Origin of the sequence: Pseudomonas sp. NPDC090201 (assembly GCF_044746825.1) — a bacterium.
Classification (GTDB): domain Bacteria; phylum Pseudomonadota; class Gammaproteobacteria; order Pseudomonadales; family Pseudomonadaceae; genus Aquipseudomonas; species Aquipseudomonas putida_AD.
Map to the genome: position 1 here is coordinate 137,888 of NZ_JBIVCX010000012.1, position 15,365 is coordinate 153,252.

Sequence of the window (15,365 nt, forward strand, 5' to 3'; positions counted from 1 at the left end):
AGGAATCGGCCCGCTTACCGGGCCGATTCAAGTGTTGCCTGCTTTTCGGGTTTGTCGAATCGGACGTGTCCGATCAGTGCCCGGCGCTCTGGCCGCCATCGACGTGCAGGATTTCGCCCGTCACGAAGTTCGCGCTGTCCAGGTACAGTACGGCGCCAACGATGTCTTCTACCTCGCCCATGTGGCCGACCGGGTGCAGGGCGCCGAGGGCCGTGTGGGTTTCCTCGCCATGCATCGGGGTCTTGATGATGCCAGGGGAAACGGCGTTCACCCGGATGCCGCGCTTGGCGTATTCGATGGCCAGGGATTTGGTCGCCGCGTTCATGCCGCCCTTGGTCAGGGAAGCCATGACCGAAGGCACGCCTTCAACCGCATGGTCCACCAGGGTGGTGGTGATGCTGACCACATGGCCGCCGCCCTGTTTTTCCATCTGGGCGATGGCCAGCTGCGACATGCGGAAGAAGCTGGTCATGTTGGTGCCGACGATCTGGGCGTAGTCGTCCAGGCTGTATTCGGTGAAGGGCTTGGCCACGAAGATCCCGGCGTTGTTGACCAGCGTATCGATACGGCCGAAACGGGCCACACCTTCGCGGATGATCTTCTCGGCGGTGGCCGGGTCAGCAATGTCACCGGCCACGGTCAGGATGTCCGGATCGGTGGAAGGCTTGATCGAACGGGAGGTGGCGATCACCTGATAACCCAGCTTGCGAAAGCCCGCGACGATGCCTGCACCCAGACCTTGGGATGCGCCAGTGACCACAACGACTTTTTTCGAATTGCTCATGATGAATCCTCTTTAAACGTAAGAATGCGTATTGAACGAATGGGGTAAGGCTTCAGGCCGGTGTAGGCGTTTGCGCCATTTCCCGCAGGACCTGTTCGTAGTACTCGACCGACTGAGAACCGGTGACCAACTGACGACCGTTGAGCACCATCGCCGGGACCGAAGTGATCCCGCGCGCCTGATAAAAGCCTTCCAGCTCCCGGACTTCCTCGGCGAACCGGTTGCTTGCCAGCACCTCGCGGGCGGCTGCGGTGTCCAGCCCGGTTTCACCCGCCAGGCGTACCAGCGTCTCGAGGTCGCTGGGGTTCTGGCCGTCGGTGAAGTAGGCCTTGAGCAGTGCTTTATTCAGCGCGACCTGGCGACCTTCTCCCGCAGCCCACAGCAGCAGGCGATGGGCGTCGAAGGTGTTGTAGAAGTGGCTGCGTTTTTCCAGGTCGAAGTCAAAGCCCAGCGCCTTGCCGCGGGCGATGACCATCTCGTTGCGTGAAGCGACTTCGGCAGCCGTGCGGCCGTATTTGCGCATCATGTGCTGGACCGCGTGCTCACCTTCAGCCGGCATGTCCGGGTTCAGTTCGAAGGGTTTGTACGAGAGCTCCACGGTCACTTCGCCAGCGAGGTTGTCGATGGCCTGTTCCAGGGCGGTAGCGCCCAGCGCACACCAGGGGCACACGATGTCCGACACGAAGTCGACGCTGACGGCGACGGTCACGATTTGGCCTGCGTCAGGTTTTTGCGGTACTCGGTGGTGGTGATTCCAGCGTAGCCCCAGTTATCGGTGTCCACTTCCTCGATCACGATGTGGGTCAGGTGCGGGTCCTTGCCCAGCACGGTTTCCATGGTCTTGGTGATTTCGGCGATGACCTGGGCTTTCTGTTCTTTGGTAACGCCATCACGGGTGATGCGAACGCTGATGAAAGGCATGAGTGCAACTCCAGAGGTTGACCGGTCGGGGTGATCGGTCAGCAGGTGGAGTGGACTTTAGAAAGTTGCGTGAAGCGGATAAATACGGGGGCGGGTACTTCATTTGTGATGCCGTGTAATAAATCCCGTCGCGATCGCTCAGGTAGCAGCACGGCTTGCCGGCGGAGCGACCTCGAGGGCGTCCCCGCCGGCAAGCCGTGCTGCTACGGGACGTAGGCGGCTGCAATTTTAGGGTAGGGGCATCACAAACGAAAAAGCCACGGGGTTCAAATCCCGTGGCTTTTTTGTTTACAGCGTCAACGATGGAGCCTGTTAAAGCGCCATGTCGTTCGCAGGCTTGCTTTCAACCGGCGTGGCTGGGGTCGCGGTGCTGGTGCCGACGCTCTGGTCGATCACTGGCGGCTTGTCCAGTTGCAGGACTTCAGCGGTGTAGTTCCACTCCTGCTGAACGGCGGCAGGGGAGTCGTTCAGCTTGGTGCCGTAGCTTGGAACGATCTGACGGATCTTGGCTTGCCACTCAGGGGTTGCAACCTTGTCCTTGAAGACTTTTTCCAGCACGTTGAGCATGATCGGCGCGGCGGTCGAGGCGCCTGGCGATGCACCCAGCAGAGCGGCGATGCTGCCGTCCTGGGACGAGACGACTTCGGTGCCCAGCTTCAGCACGCCGCCTTTCTCGGCATCACGCTTGATGATCTGTACGCGCTGACCGGCTTGCCACAGGCGCCAGTCTTCTTTCTTGGCGTGCGGGAAGTATTCCTGCAGGGCCTTGAAACGGTCGTCGTCAGACAGCATCAGTTGGCCGGCGAGGTACTCGACCAGCGGGTACTGCTCGATGCCCACTTTGGTCATTGGCCAGAAGTTGTGGGTGGTCATGCTGCTGAACAGGTCCAGGTACGAACCTTCTTTCAGGAACTTGGTGGAGAAGGTCGCGAACGGGCCAAACAGGATCACGCGCTTGCCGTCGAGCACGCGGGTGTCCAGGTGCGGAACCGACATGGGCGGCGCGCCGGTGGAGGCGATGCCGTAGGCCTTGGCCATGTGCTGCATGGCAACGGTCGGGTTCTCGGTCACCAGGAACGAACCGCCAACCGGGAAGCCTGCGTAGTCGCGGCCTTCCGGAATGCCGGATTTCTGCAGCAGCTTGAGTGCGCCACCGCCGGCACCGATGAACAGGAACTTGGCGTCGGTCGCGCTGCTGGTGCCGTCCTTCAGGTTCTTGTACTCGACGTGCCAGGAGCCGTCGGCGTTACGGGTAATGTCGTTGACTTCGCTGGACAGCTTGAGCTTGAAGTTCGGGCGAGTCTGCAGGGACGACACGTACTGACGGGTGACTTCACCCCAGTTGACGTCGGTGCCGATTGGCGTCCAGGTGGTCGCCAGCTTCTGGTTCGGGTCACGACCTTCCATCATCAGCGGGACCCACTTGGCGATCTGCGCCGGGTCTTCGGAGTACTGCATCGGGCGGAACAGCGGGCTCGCCTGCAGCGCTTCGTAACGCTTCTTGAGGAACTTGATGTTGTCATCGCCCCACACGAAGCTCATGTGCGGAGTGGAGTTGATGAACGAATGCGGGTTCTTCAGGACGTCGCTGCGCACCTGCCAGGACAGGAACTGACGGGTCACCTGGAAGGCTTCGTTGATCTCGATCGCCTTGGAGATGTTGACCTTGCCGTCTTTGTCTTCCGGGGTGTAGTTCAGCTCTGCCAGGCCCGAGTGGCCGGTACCGGCGTTGTTCCAGCCGTTGGAGCTTTCTTCGGCGACTGCGTCCAGACGCTCGATCATTTCCATCGACCAGCCCGGCTCCAGCTCGTTGAGCCAGACACCCAGGGTCGAACTCATGATGCCGCCGCCGATCAGCAGCACATCCACTTTCTTGGCTTCAGCGGCGTGTGCCTGAAGCATGCCCAGCGTAACTGCCAGCCCCAGCAGCGCCTTGCTCGTCTTTTTCAGCATTGTGTTATCCAGTTGATCGAACATTATCCGCCTGCCGTTTTTATGGGGGCCGATTCCGGGGAGTGTCACGTCGTTTTGCAACTGACGTTGACGCAAGTCCGGTATCGCGCCCGACGGGCGAGGAGGTAGGGTTCAAGGGCGATAAACGCTCCTCGAGTTCTGTGTCCCTCCGCGCTGGCTTGTTGTTAGATCATTGGAATCAGCAGCTTGAGTAAACAGTACAACCGCCGCACGGTCCGGTCATCAGGTCCAGATGGGTGCGGCGGGCGCGGATTGTACCTTAAATGTGATTTACGACAAAACATGTGACGAATTAGTCAATTAGCCAATGTGTCACAGGTGGCGAAGGAATGGCTCTGGCGCCTGCTTATGATCGTTCCCACTCTCTGCGTGGTGACGGCTGATTAGACGCTCCGCGTCTTGGGGTGACGCCGTTATTGTGTGTATATCCGTTATGGCGGTGGTTGGGCTTTAGGGTTTCGCCCCTTACGGGCGACCTACTTTCCTTACGGGGAAAGTAGGCAAAGCCATTGCGACAGGCTGGGGTCCTTCGGACTTCCCTCCCTCCGGCGCCGTTCCGGGGGCACGCCGTGATGGGCCGTCCCTGGCCCGCACGGCTTTCGCGGCTTCCTGCCGCTCATCCCCCTACACGACGCCTGCGCTCGGCCTGGCGCCTTGACGTCGCATTCGGCGGCGCCTGTACCACCGCGCACCAAGATCAAAATCAAAAGCCTGGTTTTACTCTGTCCCGTAGCAGTCCGGCTTGCCGGCGTCGGCGTCTCCAAAACCGCCGACGCCGGCAAGCCGGACTGCTACGGATGATCTGCGGCGCTTTTGTAGGAGCGCGCTTGCCCGCGACGGCGGCCTCAAGATCGCCCCCGCCGGCAAGCCGTGCTGCTACGGATGATCTGCGGCGCTTTTGTAGGAGCGCGCTTGCCCGCGATGGCGGCCTCAAGATCGCCCCCGCCGGCAAGCCGTGCTGCTACGGGGGCGTGCCATCGCGCATGACAGGCAAACACCCCTGTGGCATTCGATTTTTCCCCCTGCCATCACCTAAGCTTTACCCCTGCGCCGCCGATAACGCGGTTAAGCGGCGTCTTGCCGCACCCAAAGTGGCCGGCGCCGATGTGAAATAGCTTGCTGGCCGGTGGTGGTTGGCTATCATTTGCCCCGCAAAAATCGGGGGCGGCGATGTCGACCCGTTGTGCCGTTGCCTCTGGGCTGATTTTTTCTCCCGTGACAGGAATCTCGATGCTGGCGTGGAACCAAAAAAGCTTTCTGATCGTCGATGATTTCTCCGATTTTCGCAGCTCGGTCAGGTCGATGCTGCGTGAATTGGGCGTCAAGGAAGTGGACACCGCCGATACCGGCGAACAGGCGCTGAAGATGTGCTCGCAGAAGCGCTATGACTTCGTCCTGCACGATTTCAACCTGGGCGATGGCAAGAAGAACGGCCAGCAGGTCCTCGAAGACCTGATGACCGACAAGCTCATCAGCCATGAAAGCGTGTTCGTCATGGTCACCGCCGAGAACAGCCAGGCGATGGTCATGAGTGCGTTGGAGTGGGAACCCGATGCCTACCTGACCAAGCCGTTCAACCGCGCAAGCCTGGCCCAGCGTCTGGAAAAGATCGTCCAGCGCAAGAACCTGCTCAAACCCATCCTGCAGGCGCTGGATCGCGGCAAGCCGGCTGAAGTGCTTGCCGCCTGTGTGAACCTGACCAAGCAAGATCCGCGTTTCGCACCGTTGTGCCTGCGCTACAAGGCCGACGCCCTGCGTGACCTGAACCAGCACGAACCGCTGGAAGCCTTTCTCAAATCGATCCTGGCCGACCGTCCGCAACCCTGGGCGTTTTCTGCGCTGGGCAAACTGCTGCACAAGCGTGGTCGCAACGCCGAGGCGCAGGCGGTCTATGAAGAGGCGATTCGTACCTTCAACGCCATGCCCGTGCTGTTCGACGGTCTGGCGGATGTGCTGATCGCCCTGGGTGATCGCCGGCGTGCGCAGAAGATGCTTGAAGAAGCGGTGCGCCTGTCGCCTTACGCGGTCCGTCGTCAGCGGCTGTTGGGTCAGTTGGCGCTGGAGAACAAGGATTTTGACGGAGCCTCCAAGGCCTATCGTCAGGCGGTTTCCCAGGGCCAGTTCTCGCGCTTCAAGGACCCGGAAACCAACCTGGGTCTTGCCCAGGCGTTGATCAGCCGTGGCGGCGAGCGCGGGCTGGATGCGCGCACCCGGGTGGAGATCAACCAGACCCTGAGCGAAGTTGCCAAGGAACACACCAACGACGCCGGACTGCAAGTACGCGCGCGCCTGATGAAGGCCACCAGCGTTGCCAGCTCCGACCCGGAAATGGCCGCCAAACTCACCGAGCAGGCCATGGCCCGGCTCGACGGTATGGAGCAGTTCCTGAGCGCCGATGCAGCGCTGGCCGTGGCCGCGCAACTGACTCAGTTGGGGCAGGAAGCCGCGGGTGCGGGCATCCTGAAAAGCTGTGCGGAAATTTACGGTGATGACCCGGTGGTGATGCAGAACATTGCCAAGCAGACCGACGATCCGGACATCCTCAGCGCCGGCAAGGCCGCCATCGACCTGAACATGCAAGGCATTCGCGCCTATCGCGCGGGCAAGCTGGGCGAGGCCCAGGACCTGTTCCGCAAGGGCCTGGCGCTGCAACCCAAGAACATCAGTATTGCCCTGAACATGGCCCAGTCGCTGCTGCACATGGGCGTGCAGAACCTGGATGCGGCCAGCCTCGCGGAGTGTCAGAACAGCCTGAAGATGGTGGGCAAGATGCCCGAAACCGACCCGCGCTACGAGCGCTACCAGAAACTGCGCATCAGGGCATTCGGCGAATGAAGGATCAGGATCAGGGGCTGGATTTTTCCATGGTGATTGCCTCCACCGTGCACGACATGAAAAATTCCCTGGCCTCGCTGATCCAGGCCCACGGCCAGTGGCTGGAGAAATTGCCCGAAGCGCAGCGCGGCACCCCCGAGCAGGGCGTGATCGACTACGAGTTCGCTCATTTGAACGGCATGCTGGTGCAGTTACTGGGGCTGTACAAACTGGGCGTGAACCAGTTGCCATTGCGCCCGGACTACCACGAGCTGGATGACTTCATCGAGGCGCAGTTGGCCTTCCATCAGGAAGTGCTCGCCAGCCGTGGCATCAGCGCCCGCTACAGTGTCGACGACTTCGGCCTGCCGGGCTTCTTCGACCGCGAGTTGATCGGCTCGGTGGTGTCGAACGTGGTCATCAACGCCATTCGCTATGCGCGCAGTGAAGTGTTGATCACGGCGGGGCAGGTGGGTGAGCAGTTGGTCATCAGCGTCAACGACGACGGTCCCGGTTTCCCTGCCAAGATGATCGAGAACCAGACCGACTACGTGCTCGGGATCAACCAGAGCAGCGGCAGCACGGGCCTGGGCCTGTACTTCGCCGCCAATATCGCGCGGCAGCACCAGCGCCAGGGCGTGCCGGGGCATATCGAAATCGCCAACGGCGGCGAGCTGGGCGGCGGGTTGTTCAGCATCTATCTGCCGTAGCAGTCCGGCTTGCCGGCGATGGCGATCTCACGGGCGCTGACGCCGGCAAGCCGGACTGCTACGGATAGGGTTGATCCCGATACCGTAGGAGCGCGCTTGCCCGCGACTGCGTGCGCAAGATCGCCATCGCCGGCAAGCCGTGCTGCTACGGGGGATAGGTGGGGTCAGTTGGCTTGGGCGACCTTCATCTTTGGTGGGCTCCAGCCGCCACCCAGCGCCTTGTACAGGTTCACCTGATTGACCTGCCGCGCCAGTTCCAGCGTCAGCCACTCCTGCTGCGCTGCAAACAGCGAGCGCTGTGCGTCCATGGTCGAAAAATAGCTGTCCATTCCCGCCTCGAAACGCAGCCGCGATTGGCGCCAGGCCTCCTGATAATCCTCGACCAGACGTTTCTGCGCCGCCACCTGGGCGAGCATTTCCTGCCGGGCATTCAGCGCATCGGCCGCTTCCCTGAACGCGTTCTGCACCGTGCCTTCGTAAGCCGCAAGGTTGGCGTCGTAGCGCGCATGGCTGGCGTCGACCACGGCGCGGCGCTGGCCGCCGTCGATCAGGGTCATGGAGCCGGCGGCCGCCAGTTGCCAGAACTCGGCAGGGCCGGTGAGCAGTCTGGAGAAATCGCCACTGAGGCTGCCCAGTGCGCCGGTCAATGAAAGCGTCGGGAAATACGCACTGCGCGCCGCACCGATGTCGGCGTTGGAGGCGCGCAACAGCGCCTCGGCGGACATGATGTCGGGGCGTCTCTGGATCAGGCTCGACGGCAGGCCAGCCGGTACATCGGCTGTGGCCAGGGTCTTGGCCAGATCCCCTTGAGGCAGCAGCGATTCAGGCACCGGCTGCCCCGCCAGCACGCGCAGGGCATTGAGGTTCTGCGCGACTTTCATGCGGTACGTGTTGACCTGCACTGCGGCGGTATTGGTCATGGCATCGCCCTGATGCACATCGATGCGCGCCGTCGAGCCCAGGTTGTAGCTGCTGCGCAGCAACTGGCCGTAATGCTCCTGGGACTGGAAGGTGGACTGGGCAAGGTCCAGCAGCGTCTGGTTGGCTTTCAGGCTCAGCCAGGTGCTGACCACCTCGCCGATCAGCGCCAGGCGCGCGGTCTGGTAGTCCGCTTCGCTGGCCTCGAAACGCGCGTCAGCAGCATTGCGCTGGCTGCGCAGGCGCCCGAACAGGTCCAGTTCGTAAGAGGTAAAACCGGCGGTGGCCTGGAAGGTGTTGTCGATACTGCCCGAACTCACCCCGCCGCTCTGAGTGCGCACCAGCGGTGGGATCTTGCTGCGCCCGGCGTAGGTATTGATACCAATGGAGGGAAACAGCGAGGCATGGGCGCCGTCGGATTCTGCCCGGGATTCCTCGACGGACGCCGCAAACTGACGCAACCCACGGTTGTTCTCCAGCGCCAGCTCGATCACCTGGCGCAGGCGCGGATCGGTGATGAACCGGTGCCAGTCTTCCTCGAACGCCAGTTTCGCCTCGCCAGCGCCGCCTTGCGCGTTGCTCGGCCATTGCTGATCGATGGGCGCGTCGGGGCGCTCGTAGGTAGGTTCCAGCGAGCAGCCGGCGAGCAGAAGCAAGGCAAGCACACCCACGATCATCGAACCGTGGCGCTGCACGAAACGCCCGGGCTGGCGAGACCTGCGCGGGCGAACCGGCTTGCGCGGCTGCTTCTCGCCGATCAACGAGCGGCGCAACAGGCTGCTGAACGCCACCGCAGGCTTGGCTCTACCTGCGACGTTGGTATTGGCATCGCTGAACAAGCGCCCGATAAGCCGCTGACGCAACGGCTCCTGCAGATCCACGAACTGCAGCCCCAGGCGGCCGTCGCCGGTCTGGCGTTTGACCTCCACCGGCACCCGGCCCACCTTGTTCACCCACACCGTGCCGCGCAGGCCCGGCCTGATCTGCGCCGCATGTGCGCAGGCGAATGACGCGCCGCTGATGGAGATGTCGGTCAGTTGTCCGGCGAACATGCGTCCGGCCAGGTGCAAGCCGGCGGGTTTGACGAAGGGGAAACGTTCCTCCCCGTGCAATCGCGGGCGATCGACGCAGGCCACCAGCGTGGCGACGTTGTACACCAGCGCCACCACCGTCCAGCACAGGTTGAACTGCACGTTGCCGTCGAAGGTGTCGGCGGTGGCAATCGCCGTGAAGGCGCCGACCTGAGCGAACAGGGTGAGGAAGAAAAAGAACCCGAACAGCTTCCAGTGCACCATGGCCTGGGTACGGTCCAGCCCTTTGGCGGTGACCTTGAAGGGCCGGCCGAACGGGCGAATCAGCGCGCTGACGATGGTCGCGGTCACGGCGAGCGACGCCACGATCTGCGTGACCTCGGTGAAAATCGGCAGGGTGCGCCGGTCCGTGACCCAAGTGCCGTATCCCCAGAACGCAATCAGCGCCGGCATGCCGAAGGCCAGGAAGTCCATCGGTTTGGCGTAGAACCCCGCGATGCCGAAGTACCAGTAGAGCAGCGGCGAGATCAGCATCATCAGGATGAACGGCTTGGAAAACCAGTGCAGCATGCCGTGGATGTAGTGCAGCCGGTCGTTGAGCGTGTAGCCGCGCCCGCGCAAGGGGCCGTCGGCCAGCAGCGCGACCTGGATCGTGCCCAGGCACCAGCGCCCGCGCTGGTTGATGTACTCGGTCAGGCCTTCGGCGGAGAGCCCGATGGACAGCCGCTCGTTGAGCCAGCGGGTGACGTAGCCATGTTGTAGCAGACGGTAGGTGGTGTAGATGTCTTCGCACACCGAGCCTGTCGGAAAGCCACCGATCTCGTTGATCCGGTCGCGCCGCACCACGAATGAGGTGCCCACGCAGAAAGCCGCGTCCCAACCGTCCTTGGCGGGCTGAAACACGTCGAAGAACACCCGCTGCTCGTCGACCCAGCAGGTCGATGAGCCCAGGTTGTGCTGGATCGGGTCGGGGTTGTAGTAGAACTGCGGGGTCTGTACCAACGCCACTTTCGGGTCTTCGAACAGCCCCAGGGTGCGCATCAGGATCGGCTGCTGGGGCGCGAAGTCGGCGTCCAGCACCAGGATGTAGGGCGCGTTGGTCGAGGCCTGCGAGGTGCGCAAACCGTTGTTCAGGTTGCCCGCTTTGGCATGGCTGTTGTCCGGGCGGCGGGCGTAGTGCACGCCCATGTCCAGGCAGTAGTCGCGCAGCCAGTCGCGGCGGGTGTCGTCCAGCACCCAGACGTTGAAATTGGGATAGTCCATGGCCTTGGCCGCGATGATGGTCTTTTCCAGAACGTCCAGGCCTTCGTTGTAGGTGCAGATGAACACGTCCACCGCAGGCACGTGGCGCCCGGCCGCTCGGAGGCGGTATTCCCCGGCATCGGCGCTCTTGCGGTGATCGCTGCGAATCAGCATCACCACGATGGACACCAGGGTGTAGGTGATCGCCAGCGATTCGAAGAACAGGAAAGCGTAGGACCACAACGTGGCGAACCCGGCGTGGATGTCCGGCAGGGTTTCGCGCACCCGCCACACCAGGTAATTGATGAGCAACAGGCCGGTCATGATCCCGAACACCGCGCGGGCCGGCCACTGGTCGCGGCGGGTCAGCAGGGTGAACAGAATCACCATTGCCAGCGTGCCGAGGTTCAACTGCCACAACTGCAAATCGTCGAGGGCGTGCATGTCAGTTAGCCTCTTGAGCGCCGGTGAACGGGTTGACGCCACTGGCAGCGATCGCCGCCCAGGCCGTGGCGCCGAGATGAGGCAGGTGGTAGTAGAAAAAGTCGTTGCTGGTGGAGTCCGGGCCGATGGCAAGCCCGGTGCTGATTTGCGCCTGGGGTGTGGCGAACAGCCAGCCGTCGCTGGCCTGCTGGGCCATGAGCACCGGCCACAAGGGCCGGGCCTTGTCGCTGGCGCCGGTCAGTTGCGCGACGGCGGCGGCCTGGGCGGTGCCCTCGGTCCACAGGCCGTCGGGGTTGCGGTTGAAGCCGTAGCCGGCGTCGAAGCGGTGGGCCTGATCGATGAACGCCAATGCTCGCGACCAGTCCCTGGGTGGATCGCTGACGGCAATCAGCGGCCAGATCTGCGCATCCAGTCCCGAGCGCTGATGCTCGGCGGTGCGGCCGTCCGGCAGGGTGCCGATGAGAAAGCGGCCTTCGCTTTCCAGCCACTGGCTGTCGACGAAGTGGCGGGCGATGCGCGCCTGCTCCGCGCTGTCCTGGCTGGCCTTGATCTGCTGTAGCGCTTGCCACGCTGCCGCCAGGTCGACGTTGTGCTCGGTGGATTTCCAGCCCTGGCGCACCGGGTTGGGCGGGTAGCCGTAGAAGCCGCCGATGAAGCCCGCCGGTGCCTGGGCGTCGTAGGTGTTGCGCTGGGTCCACAGCAGGACCTTTTCAGCCGCCAGCAGGTAGCGCTGCTCGCGGGTCTGGCGAAAGGCTTCGAGCAACGCCAGCGCCGCCCAGGCCTGATTGCCCGTGGCGCTGCCCACCTGATAGGCATCCTGATTCCAGGCGCCGCGTTCCTGGCTCCAGTAGCCGGGAAGCAGGATCGGTCCGCGCTGTTTCACCACACCTGCGGCGTAGGCGTTGCGCAGGCGGCCGTCGTGGTAATCCGGGTCGTTGTCGGTGGCGTAGGCCAATGCGTCGGCGATGCGCCGGGCCGACTGCGGTTTTGCGCAGCCGAACAGGGCAATGCTTGCCAGCGCGTTATCGTAGGTGAAGGCCACGCCGCGCAAGGCGATGATTGCTGGCGGATGGCCTTCGAAGGCCGGGTAGCTGGCCAGTAGCACCGGTCCTTCGGCCAGTGATTGCACTGCCTGGTCCAGGGCGGTGCAGGTCATGGTCTGCAACTGCGCCCGGCCCGGCTCCGCCGCCGCCTGCGTGACGAAGAGCGCCGCCAGCAGCGCCCAGTAATGAGGTTTCATCGCACGACCTCGGCCGTGACCCAGTTGCCGGGGTTGCAGGTCCGTGCACGCTGGGTGGGCGAAAGGTCGGCATCGAAGGCGCCCACCACGTACACCGCATTCTGTTCGGCGAAGGGGAAGGGCACGCTGTAATTGGCCAGTTGGGCATCGCCCGGTTTGGCCAGCAATTGCACCACGTGGGCCTTGAGCGGTTCGTTGAGGCCCCCGACCTTGACCTCGAGCATTGTGTCGCGGTTGATCTTGCTGGCCATGCGCTCGGGGAACACGGCGATCACGTTGGTCTGGTCGCACACGGTGGCCCGCAGCAGTGTCGAGCCTGCACGCACCAGCGTCCCCTGGGGTGCGATCAGTTCCTGGACGGTGCCGGGGGCATAGGCCACCACATCATAGGCGGCCATCAGCTTGACCCGGTTCTGCTCGGTGTCGATCAGGCGGTTCAGGTTGTCCAGCTCCTGCTGTTGCGTGGCGCGGTTTTTCGCCTGGTTGGCCAGGCTCAGTTGCAGGGTGGTCATGCGCGATTGCAGGTCGAACATGCGCAACTGGTCGGGGTCCAGGTACACCTGTTCGCTGGCCGCCGACACATCGCCGCTGTTGATCCGCAGCTGCGAACGGATTGACTCGGCCGCGCCCTGCAAGGACGCCAGTTGTGCCTTGGACGACGTCACTGCCGCCTGGCTCACGGCGCCTTGGCGGAACAGTTCCATGTTGCGCGTCACCGTCGCCTGGGCATCCTGCAGGCGAGAATCGGCAGCCGCGCTTTCGGCCTTTAGGGCGCGCTGGGTGTAGAGCTGGCGGGTGTGATAGGCGCTCTGGTATTGCTGGCTGGTCTTGTCCAGCGCCTCGTAGAACTGCTGGTCGTGCTCGGCCTGGCTTTTCAGCGAGGCCAGTTGCTGCTCGAGGGTCAGGCGGCGGGTCTGCAGGGTCAGCAGGGTTTCCTGGTTGGCCCTGGGGTTCTCGATGGTGGCGATGGTCTGGCCGGTGTCGAAGGTGTCGCCGGCCTTGACCTTCAGCGAGCTGACCACGCCATCGATGGGGGTGGTCAGCAGAATCACTGGCGCATTGAGAATCGCCCGGGTCGCCGATGACGACAGCAACGGCATGAACAGGGTCGAAAACAGCAGCCAGACAATGAAAAACAGCACGCTGAACCCGACCAGCCGGGGCAGCAGTGACAGCGAGAAAAAGCCCGGTTTGACAGGCTTGCCCGTGGTCATCGAAATCGGCTCCGCCGACAGATTGGTCATCATCCGGTACTCCAGCTGAGCATGCATCAATGGGCAGTCAGGCACGCGCGCGCCGTGACTGCGTCGGTCAGACGACAGCTAAACCAAGGCATACAAAAGCGTCGCCCGGTCAAAGGCGATGTACAGGATTTGTCTTCTTGAAAGCGCAGGACTGAAAAGGCTGGATACGTCCCGTCTTGTTGAAATGCAGCAGCGTGACCCAGGCAGGAGAAAACGATCACTGACCCAAAACTATGCGCGAAGGCCTTTACTGTCAACAGCTTGCGGGCGGTTAAAGATTGGCGTCGGTTATCCGCCGGGTTTTTTTGACGCGACGGGTGGTGCGGGGTTTTTTCCCCGGCATGTAAGCCATTCAAATATCAGGGGTTTTTGCTGTGCTGCCGGGATGTCGGTGGCTTGGACTTGTAGCGGTTCAGGTCTGTGCGCCGCAGTGAAAGGAGAAAAAAATATAAGGATCCCGTTTGTTATCGCCGCTTCAGCGCTTGACCGACTTGTCCGATACCAGAACCGACACCGGCACTTCGTTGAACACCACGGTGTAGTTCAACTGGCCGATGGGTTGCGGCAGGTCGCTGTCTATGTACTGGCTGGAGGAGTCCGTCAGTTTGGCGATCAACTGGCCGGCACGGTAGATGCGCAGCGGCTGCTTGCTGCCTTCGGTGACGCGCCAGCGCAGTTCGACCGTGCGTTTTTCCGCATTCAGGCTGGCGCCCAACTGGCGCACGCCCACGTGACCGATCAGCGGCACGCCATCAATGGTGTAGCGCTGCGGATCGGTGTTGATGCCCAGGTGGGTGAGAATGGTCGGTACCACGTCCGCCTCGCTGGCCAGGCCGTACAAACCGTTGAGCGCCGGGTTGTCAGGATCGGAGATGGGCTGGGTCAGTTGTTCGTTGGCCGGTTTGTTCAGGCCGATGAACGCGGTTTTTTCGCTGCGGCTCTGCTCGCCGTGATCGTAGCCGTCCGGCAGTCTTCTGCCGTGGTCGGTGGTGACCATTACCAGCCAGTCCTCATCGGCATTCTCGCGCTTGCGTTTGCCCAGTGCGTCGAGGATCAGCCCGATCTGCTTGTCGGTCTTGGCAATGGCATCCTGATAGCCTGGTCCGAAACCATTCTCGTGGCCGGCGTCGTCAGGCTGGTCCAGATGCACGAAGATGAAGTCGAAATTCCCGGTGCGCAGTTCCTGCACCGTGCGTTCGGTCGCGCACTGGTCATCGCCACCGCATTTGACCCCAAGCTCGATGAACCCCGCCGAGATGTCGTCGGCGAAGTTATCGTTGATCGGGTTCCAGCTGACGATGCTCGCCGTGTGGCGTGTGGGGGATGAGAGGCTGATCAGTTTGAACAGGCTGTCGGTCTTGATGCGCAGGCCGCTGTCGTTGCTGGCGATCCGGTGCCGGTCGGCCCAGGCGCCGGTCAGCACGGTGGCCCAGCCAGGGCCGCTGAAGGTGGTTTGCTGGGTCGCGGTGCCAACCATCCCGCCGGTGTAGGTCATCATCGGCCGCAGCCCGGCAATGACCGGAGCGTGTCCGGCGTCGATGGCCTGTTTCAGTTGTTCGTATTGCACCCCGTCCACGCCGATCAGCAGGGCCTTGTGCCGATGGAAATCGACCGAATCGCCCAGCAGCATGTTCTTGAGCAGCAGCGCAGCCAGCAAACCCAGAAGCAAGGCGATGCCGCAGAGCCTGGCGATGGAGTACATGTTAAACCTCATGCTTGAGGTCGCGGGGGAAGGGACATGGGCTGACGACGAATCCTTGTCGATGATGAAACGGACTCTATTGGTTATAGCCAATATTTGGAGGGATGGAGGAAGGATCGTGCATTCAAATGAGTGAGTGTGTGTCGGGGTGTGGCACGACACACACTCTGTGGGAGAGGGCTTGCCGACGAAGAGGCCGGGGATGGCGCCGCATCTTTAGTAGCCGTGCCGCCGCCTTCGCGGGCGAGCCCGCTTGTATGGTAGGACTCGAAGGGGTGGGTGGGACCAAAAGCCAGCTTCTGACTGTTAGCCGCAGTACAGACCGTGGGAGAAATCGTCCC

General features: G+C 62.6%; 10 protein-coding genes. 2 read left to right on the forward strand and 8 right to left on the reverse strand.

From position 1 onward, the window contains the following. Positions 1-73: 73 nt before the first annotated feature. The 4 genes from ACIPOO_RS23390 to mqo all read right to left on the reverse strand — a co-directional run bounded on the left by ACIPOO_RS23390 (position 74) and on the right by mqo (position 3,658). Positions 74-784, reverse strand: coding sequence for an SDR family NAD(P)-dependent oxidoreductase (locus tag ACIPOO_RS23390; protein WP_400610120.1), 711 nt, complete (start codon positions 782-784; stop codon positions 74-76). Positions 785-836: 52 nt separating this feature from the next. Beyond that, the gene (locus tag ACIPOO_RS23395) at positions 837-1,493 is read right to left on the reverse strand and encodes a DsbA family oxidoreductase (protein ID WP_400610122.1); all 657 of its coding nucleotides are present in this window, start codon (positions 1,491-1,493) and stop codon (positions 837-839) included. Continuing rightward, positions 1,490-1,705: a 4-oxalocrotonate tautomerase family protein gene (locus ACIPOO_RS23400; protein WP_274134548.1), complete on the reverse strand. Its 216-nt coding sequence runs from the start codon at positions 1,703-1,705 to the stop codon at positions 1,490-1,492. The genes ACIPOO_RS23395 and ACIPOO_RS23400 overlap by 4 nt, the downstream gene beginning before the upstream one ends. 312 nt (positions 1,706-2,017) lie before the next feature. After that, positions 2,018-3,658, reverse strand: coding sequence for a malate dehydrogenase (quinone) (gene mqo, locus ACIPOO_RS23405; protein ID WP_400610124.1), 1,641 nt, complete (start codon positions 3,656-3,658; stop codon positions 2,018-2,020). 1,251 nt (positions 3,659-4,909) lie between these two features. Here mqo and ACIPOO_RS23410 point away from each other — a divergent pair. Beyond that, entirely contained in the window at positions 4,910-6,514 is a 1,605-nt protein-coding gene (locus ACIPOO_RS23410; RefSeq protein ID WP_400610126.1) for a response regulator, read from the forward strand. Then, positions 6,511-7,203 carry a sensor histidine kinase gene (locus ACIPOO_RS23415; protein WP_400610128.1) on the forward strand — a complete coding sequence of 231 codons (693 nt, stop codon included), beginning with the start codon at positions 6,511-6,513 and terminating at the stop codon, positions 7,201-7,203. Before ACIPOO_RS23410 ends, ACIPOO_RS23415 begins: the two co-directional genes overlap by 4 nt. 164 nt (positions 7,204-7,367) lie before the next feature. Here ACIPOO_RS23415 and ACIPOO_RS23420 read toward each other — a convergent pair whose 3' ends face one another. From ACIPOO_RS23420 to ACIPOO_RS23435, 4 genes are all read right to left on the reverse strand, one after another. Continuing rightward, a complete protein-coding gene (locus tag ACIPOO_RS23420) occupies positions 7,368-10,838 on the reverse strand; it encodes an efflux transporter outer membrane subunit (protein WP_400610130.1) in 3,471 nt (1,156 codons plus the stop codon). Between the two features lies 1 nt (position 10,839). After that, complete coding sequence (locus ACIPOO_RS23425) at positions 10,840-12,078, reverse strand: hypothetical protein (RefSeq protein ID WP_400610132.1); 1,239 nt, start codon at positions 12,076-12,078, stop codon at positions 10,840-10,842. Further along, complete coding sequence (locus ACIPOO_RS23430) at positions 12,075-13,325, reverse strand: HlyD family secretion protein (protein WP_400610134.1); 1,251 nt, start codon at positions 13,323-13,325, stop codon at positions 12,075-12,077. The genes ACIPOO_RS23425 and ACIPOO_RS23430 overlap by 4 nt, the downstream gene beginning before the upstream one ends. A gap of 472 nt (positions 13,326-13,797) precedes the next feature. Further along, positions 13,798-15,024, reverse strand: a complete 1,227-nt coding sequence (locus ACIPOO_RS23435) for an alkaline phosphatase family protein (protein ID WP_400610136.1) — start codon at positions 15,022-15,024, stop codon at positions 13,798-13,800. Positions 15,025-15,365 lie beyond the last annotated feature (341 nt).

Excerpts from the sequence above, each read along its gene's own strand:
- ACIPOO_RS23390 (WP_400610120.1), bottom strand. The coding sequence starts at position 784 with ATGAGCAATTCGAAAAAAGTCGTTGTGGTCACTGGCGCATCCCAAGGT.
- ACIPOO_RS23400 (WP_274134548.1), bottom strand. The coding sequence starts at position 1,705 with ATGCCTTTCATCAGCGTTCGCATCACCCGTGATGGCGTTACCAAAGAA.
- mqo (WP_400610124.1), bottom strand. The coding sequence starts at position 3,658 with ATGCTGAAAAAGACGAGCAAGGCGCTGCTGGGGCTGGCAGTTACGCTG.
- ACIPOO_RS23410 (WP_400610126.1), top strand. The coding sequence starts at position 4,910 with ATGCTGGCGTGGAACCAAAAAAGCTTTCTGATCGTCGATGATTTCTCC.
- ACIPOO_RS23415 (WP_400610128.1), top strand. The coding sequence starts at position 6,511 with ATGAAGGATCAGGATCAGGGGCTGGATTTTTCCATGGTGATTGCCTCC.
- ACIPOO_RS23420 (WP_400610130.1), bottom strand. The coding sequence starts at position 10,838 with ATGCACGCCCTCGACGATTTGCAGTTGTGGCAGTTGAACCTCGGCACG.
- ACIPOO_RS23425 (WP_400610132.1), bottom strand. The coding sequence starts at position 12,078 with ATGAAACCTCATTACTGGGCGCTGCTGGCGGCGCTCTTCGTCACGCAG.
- ACIPOO_RS23430 (WP_400610134.1), bottom strand. The coding sequence starts at position 13,325 with ATGATGACCAATCTGTCGGCGGAGCCGATTTCGATGACCACGGGCAAG.
- ACIPOO_RS23435 (WP_400610136.1), bottom strand. The coding sequence starts at position 15,024 with ATGTACTCCATCGCCAGGCTCTGCGGCATCGCCTTGCTTCTGGGTTTG.